Origin of the sequence: Prescottella sp. R16, assembly GCF_030656875.1 — a bacterium.
In the GTDB taxonomy this organism is placed as follows: Bacteria; Actinomycetota; Actinomycetes; order Mycobacteriales; family Mycobacteriaceae; genus Prescottella.
In genome coordinates, this window is the sequence record NZ_CP130943.1 from 2,307,137 (window position 1) to 2,319,828 (window position 12,692).

Annotated in this window: 16 protein-coding genes; 6 read left to right on the top strand and 10 right to left on the bottom strand. The window is 69.2% G+C overall.

Going from position 1 to position 12,692, the window contains the following annotated elements; all coding sequences use genetic code 11:
- Positions 1 to 171: 171 nt before the first annotated feature.
- The gene (locus Q5696_RS10910) at positions 172 to 369 is read left to right on the top strand and encodes a hypothetical protein (RefSeq protein WP_305091391.1); all 198 of its coding nucleotides are present in this window, start codon (positions 172 to 174) and stop codon (positions 367 to 369) included.
- A gap of 14 nt (positions 370 to 383) precedes the next feature.
- On the opposite strand, the gene Q5696_RS10915 is transcribed toward Q5696_RS10910, so the two are convergent.
- Entirely contained in the window at positions 384 to 1,298 is a 915-nt protein-coding gene (locus tag Q5696_RS10915) for an alpha/beta hydrolase (protein WP_305091392.1), read from the bottom strand.
- A gap of 203 nt (positions 1,299 to 1,501) precedes the next feature.
- A complete protein-coding gene (locus Q5696_RS10920; RefSeq protein ID WP_305091393.1) occupies positions 1,502 to 2,344 on the bottom strand; it encodes a hypothetical protein in 843 nt (280 codons plus the stop codon).
- 148 nt (positions 2,345 to 2,492) lie between these two features.
- On the opposite strand from Q5696_RS10920, the gene Q5696_RS10925 reads away from it, so the two are divergent.
- Both Q5696_RS10925 and Q5696_RS10930 read left to right on the top strand, forming a co-directional pair.
- The gene (locus Q5696_RS10925; protein ID WP_305091394.1) at positions 2,493 to 2,789 is read left to right on the top strand and encodes an ArsR/SmtB family transcription factor; all 297 of its coding nucleotides are present in this window, start codon (positions 2,493 to 2,495) and stop codon (positions 2,787 to 2,789) included.
- Entirely contained in the window at positions 2,774 to 3,181 is a 408-nt protein-coding gene (locus Q5696_RS10930) for a VOC family protein (RefSeq protein ID WP_305091395.1), read from the top strand. The genes Q5696_RS10925 and Q5696_RS10930 overlap by 16 nt, the downstream gene beginning before the upstream one ends.
- A 5-nt stretch (positions 3,182 to 3,186) precedes the next feature.
- Here the strand turns inward: Q5696_RS10930 and Q5696_RS10935 are convergent, their stop codons facing one another.
- Positions 3,187 to 3,750: a dihydrofolate reductase family protein gene (locus tag Q5696_RS10935; protein WP_305091396.1), complete on the bottom strand. Its 564-nt coding sequence runs from the start codon at positions 3,748 to 3,750 to the stop codon at positions 3,187 to 3,189.
- A gap of 245 nt (positions 3,751 to 3,995) precedes the next feature.
- Between Q5696_RS10935 and Q5696_RS10940 the strand changes: the two genes are divergently transcribed.
- Both Q5696_RS10940 and Q5696_RS10945 read left to right on the top strand, forming a co-directional pair.
- Positions 3,996 to 4,214, top strand: coding sequence for an NfeD C-terminal domain-containing protein (locus tag Q5696_RS10940; protein ID WP_305091397.1), 219 nt, complete (start codon positions 3,996 to 3,998; stop codon positions 4,212 to 4,214).
- Between the two features lie 85 nt (positions 4,215 to 4,299).
- Positions 4,300 to 5,427 (top strand): flotillin family protein, encoded by a 1,128-nt coding sequence (locus Q5696_RS10945; RefSeq protein WP_305091398.1) that lies wholly within the window; start codon positions 4,300 to 4,302, stop codon positions 5,425 to 5,427.
- Between the two features lie 18 nt (positions 5,428 to 5,445).
- On the opposite strand, the gene Q5696_RS10950 is transcribed toward Q5696_RS10945, so the two are convergent.
- From Q5696_RS10950 to Q5696_RS10970, 5 genes are read right to left on the bottom strand one after another with little or no spacing between them, the layout of a single operon-like run.
- Entirely contained in the window at positions 5,446 to 6,876 is a 1,431-nt protein-coding gene (locus Q5696_RS10950; RefSeq protein WP_305091399.1) for a lipase maturation factor family protein, read from the bottom strand.
- 37 nt (positions 6,877 to 6,913) lie between these two features.
- Complete coding sequence (locus tag Q5696_RS10955) at positions 6,914 to 7,315, bottom strand: YchJ family protein (RefSeq protein WP_305091400.1); 402 nt, start codon at positions 7,313 to 7,315, stop codon at positions 6,914 to 6,916.
- Entirely contained in the window at positions 7,312 to 8,679 is a 1,368-nt protein-coding gene (locus Q5696_RS10960; RefSeq protein WP_305091401.1) for a metallopeptidase TldD-related protein, read from the bottom strand. The genes Q5696_RS10955 and Q5696_RS10960 overlap by 4 nt, the downstream gene beginning before the upstream one ends.
- A complete protein-coding gene (locus Q5696_RS10965; protein ID WP_305091402.1) occupies positions 8,676 to 10,226 on the bottom strand; it encodes a TldD/PmbA family protein in 1,551 nt (516 codons plus the stop codon). Before Q5696_RS10965 ends, Q5696_RS10960 begins: the two co-directional genes overlap by 4 nt.
- 9 nt (positions 10,227 to 10,235) lie before the next feature.
- Positions 10,236 to 10,685 (bottom strand): DUF6194 family protein, encoded by a 450-nt coding sequence (locus Q5696_RS10970; protein WP_305091403.1) that lies wholly within the window; start codon positions 10,683 to 10,685, stop codon positions 10,236 to 10,238.
- Between the two features lie 40 nt (positions 10,686 to 10,725).
- Between Q5696_RS10970 and Q5696_RS10975 the strand changes: the two genes are divergently transcribed.
- Positions 10,726 to 11,511 carry a MerR family transcriptional regulator gene (locus Q5696_RS10975; protein ID WP_305091404.1) on the top strand — a complete coding sequence of 262 codons (786 nt, stop codon included), beginning with the start codon at positions 10,726 to 10,728 and terminating at the stop codon, positions 11,509 to 11,511.
- A 67-nt stretch (positions 11,512 to 11,578) separates the two neighbouring features.
- Here the strand turns inward: Q5696_RS10975 and Q5696_RS10980 are convergent, their stop codons facing one another.
- The gene (locus Q5696_RS10980) at positions 11,579 to 11,701 is read right to left on the bottom strand and encodes a hypothetical protein (protein ID WP_305091405.1); all 123 of its coding nucleotides are present in this window, start codon (positions 11,699 to 11,701) and stop codon (positions 11,579 to 11,581) included.
- A gap of 304 nt (positions 11,702 to 12,005) precedes the next feature.
- Positions 12,006 to 12,608 carry a TetR/AcrR family transcriptional regulator gene (locus Q5696_RS10985; RefSeq protein WP_305091406.1) on the bottom strand — a complete coding sequence of 201 codons (603 nt, stop codon included), beginning with the start codon at positions 12,606 to 12,608 and terminating at the stop codon, positions 12,006 to 12,008.
- Positions 12,609 to 12,692: the final 84 nt, after the last annotated feature.

Below are 12,692 nucleotides of genomic sequence, written 5' to 3' on the forward strand. Positions count from 1 at the left end.
ACACAACTGAAGTATCCGATCTTCGATGCAGGCACCCAAAGGGGACCCTTGTTTCCGAAGTGAAACGGAACACCAACCCACACTCCGCCACAGTGACAAATACCTGGGGGAGTTTTCATCGAAGATGAGCAGTGGTCCCGTTGCGCGGCCGCAACGTGACAGCATGGCGACATGTCACCGATCCGACGGGCACAGCCGCCAGAGCCCCGGTGGGCGTGGCCACTCGTGTATGCCGGGATCATCGTTCTCGGCCTGGTGCTCCACATCACGCTGCAGTCGCCGTTCTGGATCCAGACGGTGCTTGCTCTCGGAATCGTCGTCGCCTTCTTCGTTGCGATGTCGTGGGCGGGGCGCCGCACCCGACGGTAGCGCGCCCGATCCCGTCAGTCCTGTACCGCGACAGCGTCGATCACCGCGCGCACGGCATCCCTGAGTTGCGTGAGTCCGGGTTCTTCGATGGGGAAATGTCCGCAGTTCTCGAGCAGGACCGCATCGGTGGGTGCGGCGATGCGGTCGAGGAATCGCAGACTGACCTGCAGGGGAGTCCACCGGTCGGCCGCGGGATGGACGAGTGTGACCGGTGCAGCCGTGAATTCCTCGGGTGAGGTGTGCGGGTAGGTGAACCAGTCGGCGAGGAACCCGAGTGGGATCCGGACCCCACCGCCGCGCGGATCGGATTCGCACAGTCGGGACAGGGCGGGATTGTTGCTCATCCGGTTCATCCGGACGAGCCACTTGATCGGTATCCGGAGGTTCCCGGCCAGGCGGGCGGTCGGCGGCAGCAGCGTCGGGGCCGCCCGTCCGGATGCGCCCCATCGTGCGGCAGCGGCGCGGGCCTCGGGGTCGGCCGGGTCGAGTAGGCAGGTGGCGACCACGGCGGCGACGTCACCGGTGCGGGCCGCGACCTCGTACGCCGCCAACCCGCCCATGCTCGCCCCGAACAGCACCAGCGGACGCGGATCGCGGGCACGCTCCTGCGTGACCAGATCGCAGAGCAGGTCGATCCAGTCGCGGTACCGCACCCGCGCCGGATCCGGTTCGACGGTGTGCCCGTAGATCGGCAGGTCCGGGGCCAGCACGTCGACGTCCTCGTCCGCGGCCAAGGACGCGAACGGCCACAGTGCCGACGCGTGTGCGCCGGCACCGTGAATCCCCAGCACCCGCACCGGCGCGTCCGGTCGCACCGCCCGCGCGACGTGAACCCGGCGGCCACGCCACGCCCACCACGTCGATTCCGGCTCACGGAACGCCGGTCGATATCCCGCCGGCAGGAACTCTGCATACCGTGTCGTATCCATCGCTTTGCTCTCCACCTCTTCGCGTGGCGTCGACAACCCGATACAACAGGACCGTAGCCTCCCCATGCGATCGACGCCACGTCACCATGTGAACGGAAAACCCTATCAGCGCAACGAAATTCGAATATCCAAGCAGCCGGATCCGCATGTTCGGTCTACCGACGACGGGCCGGAAGGTGATGGCATTCCGGCCTGGGTCCCCGTCATCCGATCACCAGGTCGACGACGACGAGGACGGCCAGCGTTCCGCAGAGCAGCCAGTTCGATGCGGTGTGGGCGGCGGCCGCGGTCGCGACGGCCGGAGCGCGGAGCGCGGCCCGTTGTTCACGCAGCCGTCGGAGGTTTTCGCCGTCCCAGGTCTGGCGGCGTTGCCAGTTCCGTGCCCGGACCTCGGCACGCAGCGCCTGGACGCGATCCCACTCGTCCGGGTCGTAGGGGGCGCCGACGGGCAGTGGGGGACAGGGTTCCTCGGTCGGCGGGGCCGGCACCGTCTGCCGGGACGCCTCGTACAGGGCGTCGATCGCCGGCACCTGCGGGCGCACCACACGCAGATACATCCACTGGAAGTAGAACCCGCTGACCGCGAGCGCAACACCGGCCGCGACCGGAATGCCCATCGTCAGGTGGACGAGCCCGAACACGATCGGGGTCCGGATCCGGCGGCCACGACTCCACGTTTCGGAGCCCTCCCGGAAGATGCGTTCCTCGTTGTGCGCGAACACGGGGATCAGCACCACGAGCAGCACCGGGACGGCGACCGCGACGAGTGTCCATCCGATACCGTCCCGGCCGGACTGCCCGAACGCGATGTTCCCGGAGCCGCCGAGCGCGGTCCACCAGCCGAACCGGGTGACCGGCAGGAGGGTCGTCGTCGCCCAGAACGCGGTGACCACCAGCGTGATCTGGGCGAGCGCACCCGGAATCATCCACCAGCGCAGAGCGCGGACGGTCGCCAGATAGTCGGCCCGGGTCCGTGGGCTGCGGATCAGTCGCCGCACCCACACCGCCATCGTTGCCGTCACCATCGCCAGCACGAGCGCGGACACGAAATCTCCCACGAACCCCTTGCGCCTCTCGTCGACACCTCGGCCGGACCCGCGATCGGGTCCGGCCGTCCTCCGGGCGACGACAGTTCCACACGGCACCGACAGAACACTCTTGATAGGCAAGTGATTACTTGCCTATAGTGGCGTCGTGGCCGATGTCTTCCGCGCTCTCGACGACGCGACGCGCCGCGTCATCCTCGACGAGTTGGCGGCGGCCGACGGGCAGACTCTGTTCGAGATCTGTTCCCTGCTCACCACGCGGCACGGTCTCGGTCTCACCCGTCAGGCGATCTCCCAGCATCTCGCGGTCCTCGAGTCCGCGGGGCTCGTGGTGACGCAGCGTCGGGGGAGATCCAAATTCCACTACTTCGACCCCGGCCCGCTCGCCGAGATCGCCCGGCGCTGGCCCACCGACCCCAGGAGCGCATCATGCGAATCAACCTGACCAGCATTTTCGTCGACGATCAGCGGGCCGCCCTCGACTTCTACACCGATGTCCTCGGATTCGTGAAGCGCCGGGACATTCCGATCGGTGACGCGTCGTGGCTGACCGTCGTCTCACCCGACGCCCCCGACGGCCCGGAACTGCTGCTCGAACCGTCCGGGCATCCGGCCGTCAAGCCGTACCGGGACGCCCTCGTCGCGGACGGTATCCCGCTCGTCCAGTTCGCCGTCGACGACGTGCACGCCGAGCACGCCCGGCTGACCGCGCGGGGTGTCGAGTTCACCGTGCCGCCGACCGACATCGGCACCGCCGTCATCGCTGTCTTCGACGACACGTGCGGCAACCTCGTCCAGATCGTCACCGAGAAAACGGACACACAGCCCGGGTTCTGACGCGGTCAGCGCGGTTTCGGCCGGTAGACGCGGCCGGCACTGCGCGGACTGTCGGTGTCGATCGCGACGAGTTCCCACTCGATCCGACGACCGCCGGGGACATCGAAGATGCGGGTGCCGTCACCGAGGAACACGGGGGCGACGAACACCTGCAACTCGTCGATCAGGTCGTGCTCGAGTGCCTGCCGGGCGATGTCGGCGCTGATGATCTGCACGTCCCGGTCACCGGCGATCTCCCGGGCACGGTCGACCGCGCTCCGAACGTCACAGTTCACGGCAATGACGGCAGGATCGTCGGAGAGCTCCTCCGGTCGGTGCGTCAGCACGAACTCCGTCCCGGACCACGCTCCGCCGTACGCCGCGGACGTCGTCTCGTCACGCTCACCCTGCTGGGCCTGCGCGGCGTCGTAGCCGGCGCGGCCCGAGATGATCACGGCGACCCTACCGGCCATCCGCTCGGTGGCACCGTCGGCCAACGGTTCCGCCGTCGACATCCAACTCATGTCGTGACCCGGACCCACGATGAAACCGTCGAGCGAGCAGGTGAACCCCCAGACGACCTTGCCCATGCTTCCTCCTGACCGGATGATCGGCGACGACGATTCGTCGTGCTCACCGGTACAGACCGGGGCGGGAAGGGAAACTCATCGGGACCCGGTGCGGGCCTGGGCGATCCGGCGGGGCTGTGTCGGCACGACAGGCAACCCGGACGACACGGCGATGATCACCGCGACCGGCGATGCCGCCGCCGCCACCTCCGGGCGCCCATGTTAGAACCAGCAGTGTCCGAATCGGCCACGGTATGAGGGGTGCGATGTCCGAACAGAATCCGGTCGGCAAGATCGGCGTGCTGACGTTGGCCACGCGGGGATCGAGCGGGGCCGGGCAGGTGGAATTGAGTATCCGCGGCGGTCGCGAGACCTACACCGCGTGGTCCGCGGAACCGCTCGCCGCTCGGTCCACCGTGCTGGTAGTGGCCGACCGGGGAGCGAGGGTCCTGGACGTGGAGCCGTGGATCACCCTCGGGCCCTGAGAGTCCGCCACATCACACCTGTGCTCTAGTCTCGTCACCACAATTCGGACACACGACAGACAACGGTCGACGACGAGGAGACGGAATGTTCGGATATCGAGTGCCCGCACCCAACGAGGCTCTGCTCATCTCCGGTGGGCACCGGGGCGGGGACGGCTCCCCGTTCCGGGTGGTCACCGGTCAGGGCGCGTTCGTGATCCCCGTCCTCCGCAAGGCTGACATCCTGTCGCTGGATCTGCACGAGGCGCTCATCAAGGAAACCTGTGTCACCACGCAGGGTGTGGAGCTGTCGGTCAGCGCGGTGGTCGCCTTCAAGGTGGGCAACGACAAGGAATCCATCGTCAACGCGGCGCAGCGTTTCCTGTCGTCGCAGAAGGACGCGATGTCCGGCACGGTCGGGGAGATCTTCGCCGGGCATCTGCGATCCATCATCGGTTCGATGACGGTGGAGGAGATCATCCGTCAGCGGGAGGTCCTCGCCTCACAGGTGTTGGACAGCTCCAACGTGGAGATGGGCCGGATGGGTCTGATCGTGGACTCGATGCAGATCCGCTCGATCGACGACTGCGGTTCCGGCTACATCGATTCGCTGCGTGCCCCGCATCTCGCGCAGGTGGAACGAGAAGCGAAGATCGCCCAGGCCGAAGCGGATCGGGCGGCCGCCGAAGCGCAGCAGGAGTCCCGCCGCCGCCAGGCGGAGTACTCGCGGGAAACGGCGATCAAGGAGGCGGAGATCCAGGCGGAGACCGATCGCGCGAAGGCGGCGTCCGCTCAGGCCGGACCGCTGGCGCAGGCCATGGCGCAGCGTGAGGTGCTCGAGGCGCAGTCGGAACTGGCCGTCCAGCAAGCGGAACTGCGGGAGAAGCAGCTGCAGAGCGAGGTCGTCAAACCGGCCGAGGCGAAAGCGCGGGAGACCGAGATCCTGGCCCGGGCGAAAGCCGAGGAGATCCGGATCCTCGCCGAGGCGGCCGCGTCCCACGACCGGGTCGCGTTGGAGCAGACCCTGATCGAGCAGTTGCCGCTCATCGTGGAGGCGGCCGCAAAGGGGCTGGCCGACTCGAACCTCACCATCCTCAACGGCCAGGACGGTGTCAACGACACCATCTCCGGCATGGTGGGGCAGGGTATGGCCGTGTTCGAGGCGCTGCAGAAGGGCATCCTGCACGGCGGCAAGGGCGGCGATCGGGTGGGACCCCACGAGATCGCCGGCTGACCGTCCGGCGCGGGCTCCTCACCCCGCCCGCCGCAGCGCCGTCGCCGGCACGAAGTCGCCCTGGTAGGTCCGCACCCACCAGGCACCGGTCCGTCTCCGTTCGGCGCGGGTGCTGTACCGGTAGCGGAACTCCCGGGCCCGCACCCATGCGGGCGGACGGTCGGGGAACGGATTGTGCCGCAACAGGTTCAGGGTGTCGCGGTCGCCGGTGAGGAGCCGGGCGAGGAAGCCGCCGAACCACGGCGTCGCATAACCGGGGTCGATGGCGGCGAACCACATGAGCCAGTCGAGCCGCAGATGGTAGGGCGCGAACTGGCGGGGCCGGTACCGGACGTCGCCGGGTTTGCCGCGGAACTCGTAGGCGCGCCACACACTGTCGTCGGACGGATCGTCGTCGGAGGTGCCCTCGACGACGATCTCCCGCCGGACACGGGTGACGTGCCCGAACGCGCCGTACGTGTTCACCAGGTGCCACGGATCGAACGACGCGTTCATCTTCTGCCCGTGGGAGAACAGGTTCCGGGCCGGCCGGTAGCTGAGTGCCGCCACCGCGACCGTGGCCGCGGCGACCACCACGACGAACCAGAGCGGCGCCGGCCCCGTTGCGGGTACCGGCATCGGCAGTACCGCCGCCCAGAAGCCGTCCGGCAGCACCGACAGTCCGATGACGATCGCCAGCCAGTTCAGCCACGCGAAATTGCCGGACGCCACCAGCCACAACTGGGTGACGATCATGATCGCGGCCGCGCCGCCCGCCACCGGCTGCGGCGCGAACAGGAAGAACGGCACGATCAACTGGGTGACGTGGTTACCGGCCACCTCGACCCGGTGCAGCGGCCGCGGCAGATGGTGGAAATACCAGCTCAGCGGGCCCGGCATGGGCTGGGTTTCGTGGTGGTAGTCCAGGCAGGTGAAGTCCCGCCAGCATGCGTCGCCGCGCAGTTTGATCAGGCCCGCCCCGAACTCGAGCCGGAACAGCAGCCACCGCAGCAACAGCAGGGTGAGCAGGGGCGGCGCGGTGTCGGCGTTCCCCACGAACACCGCCAGCAGCCCCACCTCGAGCAGCAGCGACTCCCACCCGAACGAGTACCACAGCTGCCCGACGTTGACGATCGACAGATACAGCCCCCACAACAGCAGCCAGCCGAGCATGCACAGCGGCAGCGGCAGTCGTTGCAGCGCACCGAGCACGGCCGCCACCGACAGCCCGGCCCCGACCCAGCAGACACCGGCGTAGAACCGGTCCGAATAGTGCAGATGGAACAGGCTGGGGGAGCGCTGCCACCGGCTCCCGGCCAGGAATCGCCGGATCGGCAGCATCCCGCCGTCGCCGAGCAGCGGCCGGAACTGGCGGGCCGCCGCCACGAACGCGCACAGGTAGATCACGGCCAGGCCCTCCGTGAAGAGCAGCCGTGACAGCGTGTAGTCGCCGGCGTCGAACCAGTCCACGACAGACGTCTCCTTGTCAGGAGACGCTACGCCGGAATCAGGCCAACGCGTCGACGTACAGCCACTGCCCGTTCTCGCGGACGAACCGGCTGTGTTCGCGCAGCGACTCGCGGACCCGCCCGTACCGGTAGAACGCCTCGAAGTCGACGGTGCCGGTGGTGTCGAACGGCCCGCCGCCGGTGGTGGCGAGGACGTCGAGGCGCAGCCAGTGCTGCTCGGGGTCCAGGTCGAGGGTGTCCGGGCGGGTGCTCGGATGCCAGGTGCGGCGCAGGTAGTCGGCGTCGCCGCGGGCGAACGCCGCATACCGGGACCGCATCAATGCTTCCGCGGTCGGTGCGGTCGCGGCCCCGGAGTGGTAGCGGCCGCAGCAGTTGCCGTAGGTGTCCCCGGACTGGCAGGGGCAGCGGGCGTCGTCGGCGAGGGTGATGCGGAGGCTCATTGCGCCTCGCTCACACTCGACATATGGAAGTCCGGGATCCGCATCGGCGGCATCGCGGTGCGGGTGAACCAGTCCTTCCATTCCCGGGGCAGCGTCTGCTCGGTGGCCCCCACCTCGGTGGTGCGGCGCAGCAGATCCAGCGGGGACTCGTTGAACCGGAAATTGTTCACCGCCGCGGTGACCTGCCCGTCCTCGACGAGATAGACGCCGTCGCGGGTCAACCCGGTGAGCAGCGCGGTCGCCGGATCGACCTCCCGGATGTACCACAGGCACGTCAGCAGCAGGCCGCGTTCGGTGCCGGCGATCAGGTCGTCGAGGCCGGCGTCGGTGCCGCCGGTGAGCAGCAGGTTGTCGCCCGGCACCGCGACCGGCGCACCGAATTCGGCGGCCGCCGCCCGCGGGTAGGCCAGCGCGTCGATCACCCCGTCGCGGATCCAGTCGACCCGGCCGGCGTCCATACCGTTGTCGAACACCGAGACCGTGTCCGACGACGCCGTCGCCGCCACGAACGGCGCATACCCGAGCCCGGCGGCGTGCGGATCGGAGAACAGGGTGAGCGGCAGGTCCGTCAGTCGTTCCCCGACGCGGGTGCCGCCCGCCCGGGACAGGGCCGTGTGCCCTTCCTGCGCGCCGCGGCCCTCCATCGCCCACATCAGCGGAATCATCAGATCCGCCACCGCCGACGGCGGCAGCAGCGTCTCGTAGCGGCCCGCCGGCAGCGCGACGGTGCGCGCCGACCAGTCCAGTCGCCGCGACAACTCCGCCAGCAGGCCGGGCACGGACACGTCGGTGAAGTCGACGCTCGCCGACCCCACCCACGCGCTGGCGTCACCGCGTTTGCCGTTGATCTCGATCGACCCGGTGGGCTGCGTGAACCGGCGCCGCACCCCCGTCGAGGTGCCCAGCCACGTGGAGTGCAGCTGGTGGTGCGCGAACCCGTAGAGCCGGTCCGCGCCGTCGAAACCGTCGGCCAGCCCCGGCACCAGCGACTCGAACACCGACACCCCGGTCGTGGCGGGACCGTCCGCCCAGCCGTCGGCGGCTCTGTCGCCGTCACCGGAGATCGGGTCCATCGCGTCCGCGGCGGGCTGCGCGGCGGCGGCCGCTGCCTCCGACGCCCGCACCACCTGCTCGATCGCGTCGGCGTCGACCCGCGACGATGTCACCGCCCCCACCCGGGCACCGTCGCCGTCCCGCACGATCGAGACGACGGTCCAGGACCGGGACGTGGCGACCCCGTTGGTGGTCATCGAATTCCCGGCCCACCGCAGCGACGCCTCGCTCGCATCGGTGACCAGCACCATCGTCTCGTCGACGGTGGAGCAGGCGAGCGCCCGCTCGATGAGCTCCTGTGCCGCGATCACCGCGTCCCCTCCTGCCGGGTGTTGAGCACGTTCACGTTCCGGAACAGTGCGGACGGGCAGCCGTGGCTGACCGCCGCGACCTGCCCGGGCTGCGCCTTGCCGCAGTTGAAGGCGCCGCCGAGCCGCCACGTCGACGGACCGCCGACCGCGTCGAGGGACCCCCAGAAGTCGGTGGTGGTGGCCTGGTAGGCGACGTCGCGGAGCTGCCCGTCGAGGCGGCCGTCGCGGATCCGGAAGAAACGCTGCCCGGTGAACTGGAAGTTGTAGCGCTGCATGTCGATCGACCAGGACTTGTCGCCGACGACGTAGATCCCGTCCTCGACACGGCCGATCAGGTCGGCGGTGGACGTGTCCGTGTGCAGGTCGGGTTGCAGCGACACGTTCGCCATCCGCTGGATCGGCACGTGCTGCGCCGAGTCGGCGTACGAGCAGCCGTTGGAGCGGTCCAGTCCGAGACGGGGCGCGAACACCCGGTCCAGCTGGTAGCCGACCAGAGTTCCGTCGCGCACCAGATCCCAGGACTGGGCGGCGACCGCGTCGTCGTCGAATCCGACGGAGGCGAGGCCGTGCGGCTCGGTGCGGTCGGCGGTGACGTGCATGTGCTCGCTGCCGTAGCGCAGGGTGCCGAGCAGGTCGGGGGTGGCGAACGAGGTGCCCGCATAGGCTGCCTCGTAGCCGATCGCGCGATCGTATTCGGTGGCGTGGCCGACGGATTCGTGGATCGTCAGCCACAGGTTCGTCGGATCGATCACCAGATCCGTCGGGCCCGCGACAACGCTCGGGGCGGCGATCTTCTCCGCCAGTAGCGGGGGGATCTCGGCGAGTTCGGTGTCCCACTCCCAGCCCGTGCCGGTGAGGTATTCCCAGCCGCGGCCGACCGGCGGGGCGAGGGTGCGCATCGTCTCGAACGTGCCGGCGGCGGCGTCGACGGACACCGCCTCGAGTTCCGGATGCAGCCGCACCCGCTGCTGGGTGATCGCCGAGCCGGCGAGGTCGGCGTAGAACGTCTGTTCCTTGACCTGCAGGCACGACGCGGTCACATGGTCGACGCCGTCCGCGGCCAGGAGGTGCTGCGAGAAGTCGGTGAGCAGGTCGACCTTGTCGGCGGCGGGGACGGTGAACGGGTCGAGCGTGTACTGCGACACCCACGCCGCATCCGGATACACCGGTTCGTCGGCGAGGACGACCCGGTCCCGGTTGAGGCTGCGCAGGGCGCGGGCCACCGCGACCGCCTCCGCCGCGACCGCGGCCGCCCGCTCGGCGGTGAGTTCGGCGTGCGCCGCGAACCCCCACGTGCCGTCGACGATCACCCGCACCGCGAACCCGAGTTCCACACCGTCGGACACGGACTGGACCCGGCCGTCCCGCAGCCGCAGCGACTGCGTGACCAGCCGGTGCACCCGCAGGTCGGCGTGCTCGGCGCCGGCGGCCCGCGCCACCGACAGGGCGGCGTCGGCCAGCAACCGCAACGGCAGCGTCGTGAACTCGGGGTCCACCGGACGGTCGGACGGGACTGCGCGCGGCAGCGCGCCGTGGGTGACGATCACCGGTCCAGACTAGTGGCCGCCGGACCGGTGTCCCGCGCGCCGCCGCGCCGACTCGTGGGCGCCGTGCAGAAGGTCGACGGCGAGCCCGGACGTGCGCGGCCCCGGTTCGACGATCGACACCCAGCCCTGCCGGGCATACACCGGATGCGGGAGCACCACGTCGGTCGCCGCGAAGTCCACGACGCCGTCGGTGGAGGCGAGTTCGTCGACCGCGGCGCGCCCGACGTGAATGTTGAGTCGGCGTCTCCCGGACCGGTCGAGGTCCGACAGGTCGTCGCCCGGATAGTCCTTCGACACGATCGTGGCGTACGGCTGGTGCCGCGGCACGACGCCGTCGGGGGCGAAGTAGAAGAAGTGGTCACCCCACGAGATCTCCGGGAAGGTGCTGCCGACGGTCGGCGCGAGCTCGAGAACGCCGTCGAGGCCCCGGACGGTGGCGAGGATCTGTTCCATACTCATGGTTCGAGTGTGGTATTGAAGTGCTTGTGGAGGGTTGTCGATGAACGACACGGCCGTTCCGGACGGTATCGGGGTGTCTGCCGTCGCCGCAGCCACCGGCTATTCGGTGCAGCAGATCCGCGACCTCGAGGCGCTCGGGGTTCTGGCCGCAGCCCGCCGCGGCAGCAACGGATACCGGAGATTCTCCCCACAACATGTTCGTGACCTGCACACATACCGGGACCTGGTGGATGCGGTGGGGCCGGTGGCGGCGCGGCGAACACTGGTCGACGTCCGGGCCCTGCCGGACGATGCCGCAGCGGCACTGGTGTGCTCGCTGCATTCCGGTCTCGAACGGGAACGGGCGAGGACCCTTGCCGCCCGGGCCGCACTGGACGCGATCCGAACCGAAGTCTCCACCGACGCCCCAGCCGTGGCGGGCGACGACATGTCCGTCGGGGAACTGTCCGACGCCCTCGGGGTGCGGGCGTCGACCCTCCGGTTCTGGGAGTCGGCCGGTCTGCTCACCCCCGAACGAACCACGACGGCCACCGGATCGGTGCGTCGCTACCCGCTACCGGTGATCCGCGACGCCCGGATCGTCGCAGCGCTGCGGGCCGCGGGCTACCCGATTCCCGCCGTGCGGACGATCGTCACCGACCTCCGCGAACTCGGGGACCTCGAAACGTCCCGGGCCGTCCTCGACGCTCGGATCGTCGAGATCGGCCGGCGAATGCTCGCCCTGTTGCGCGCCGGGGCCGTCCTCGCCGCGATCGTGGCGGAGCGATCCGGTTCGGTCGCCGCTGCCGGAGACGGGTGGCAGGACACGCGGCCACATTCATTGTGAACCGTGTCGACGACCGGCGGTGTTCGGCCGGCACCGACCGCTTGCTCCGGAACGAGGACGGCATCGTTCAGGGCACGCGTTCCCACACCAGCAGATCGTCCTCGACGTACGGCTGGTACTTGCCCCACGTGGACAGGCGCATCGCCATCGGGGTGTTGCGCTCGAGGCAGAACGCGAGATCGTCGAGCATCGCACTGATCGACCGCTACAGGGGCGGCCGATAGGCCCAGCCCTGGTCGGGCCAGAGATTGACGCTTCCGTGCAGAGGGCCGTGCCGGGTGTCGATGAACAGGGTGTCGGAATCCCTGCATGCGAAAGGAATGAACCCAGGAAGCACGGCGGCCGTGGGTGAACCCGCCGGTTTCGCCATCTCCCCGCGGCCGCGCCATCCGTGAGGACCCGCCCCAGCAGTAGTTCTTTGCCACGCTCGGGTGTGTAAACGTCGGGACGGGCGATTCGCAGCAGGGGGACGTGTCGTCGTTGCAGCTGGTCGGCTAGCTTTCGGCCCCGTGTCGTCGAGGCGTGAGGTGGTATTTCAGCAGCACGGTCATCTGGTCGCGGACGTTGTCGAAGGGGGTGCTGGACTTGAGCGCACGGGCCTGCACGATGGCGCCCTCGATCACCGACAGCAGCAGTCCCGCCGTGGACTGTGCGGTGGTGTGCTCGAGTCCGGCGCCGACGAACCCGTCGGTGAGCCGCGACGTCCACTCTGCGAACGCCTGACCGGCGGCAGCTTGCACGGCCGGGTCGAGTTCGTCGAGGGCGGCGGCCAGCATGAACGAGCCCTTTCGGTACTCGCTGGATTCGAGGGGGTCGCGCCAGAACGCGAACAGCTCGTCGAGCCACTGCTCAATGTCCGGCGCGCTCGACAGGGCATCGGCCATGACGCTCAGGTGCGAGTGCACGATCCGGGTCACGATCCGGGTGGCGGTCTCGACGAGTTGAGCCTTGCCCTGCGGGAAGTGCTGGTACAGCGAGTTTCGGGACGCGTCGGCGCGGTGGAGAAGATCGGTCAGCCCGGCGGCGTGCACGCCGACTTCCTGAACCGCCGCGACGGTACTGGCGAGGAGTCGGGCACGTGGTCGTAAGGAGGTCATGGCGGCCCTTCCAGCTTGTGTGGACTGATCGGTTCATGTTCGATGGTGTCCACGTGAACCGATCGGTTCACATGGAGAGGATGT

Bases quoted from the DNA above. Each gene is read 5' to 3' on its own strand.
- Q5696_RS10910 (WP_305091391.1), top strand. From the start codon at position 172: ATGTCACCGATCCGACGGGCACAGCCGCCAGAGCCCCGGTGGGCGTGG.
- Q5696_RS10915 (WP_305091392.1), bottom strand. From the start codon at position 1,298: ATGGATACGACACGGTATGCAGAGTTCCTGCCGGCGGGATATCGACCG.
- Q5696_RS10930 (WP_305091395.1), top strand. From the start codon at position 2,774: ATGCGAATCAACCTGACCAGCATTTTCGTCGACGATCAGCGGGCCGCC.
- Q5696_RS10935 (WP_305091396.1), bottom strand. From the start codon at position 3,750: ATGGGCAAGGTCGTCTGGGGGTTCACCTGCTCGCTCGACGGTTTCATC.
- Q5696_RS10940 (WP_305091397.1), top strand. From the start codon at position 3,996: ATGTCCGAACAGAATCCGGTCGGCAAGATCGGCGTGCTGACGTTGGCC.
- Q5696_RS10945 (WP_305091398.1), top strand. From the start codon at position 4,300: ATGTTCGGATATCGAGTGCCCGCACCCAACGAGGCTCTGCTCATCTCC.
- Q5696_RS10955 (WP_305091400.1), bottom strand. From the start codon at position 7,315: ATGAGCCTCCGCATCACCCTCGCCGACGACGCCCGCTGCCCCTGCCAG.
- Q5696_RS10970 (WP_305091403.1), bottom strand. From the start codon at position 10,685: ATGAGTATGGAACAGATCCTCGCCACCGTCCGGGGCCTCGACGGCGTT.
- Q5696_RS10975 (WP_305091404.1), top strand. From the start codon at position 10,726: ATGAACGACACGGCCGTTCCGGACGGTATCGGGGTGTCTGCCGTCGCC.
- Q5696_RS10980 (WP_305091405.1), bottom strand. From the start codon at position 11,701: ATGCTCGACGATCTCGCGTTCTGCCTCGAGCGCAACACCCCGATGGCG.
- Q5696_RS10985 (WP_305091406.1), bottom strand. From the start codon at position 12,608: ATGACCTCCTTACGACCACGTGCCCGACTCCTCGCCAGTACCGTCGCG.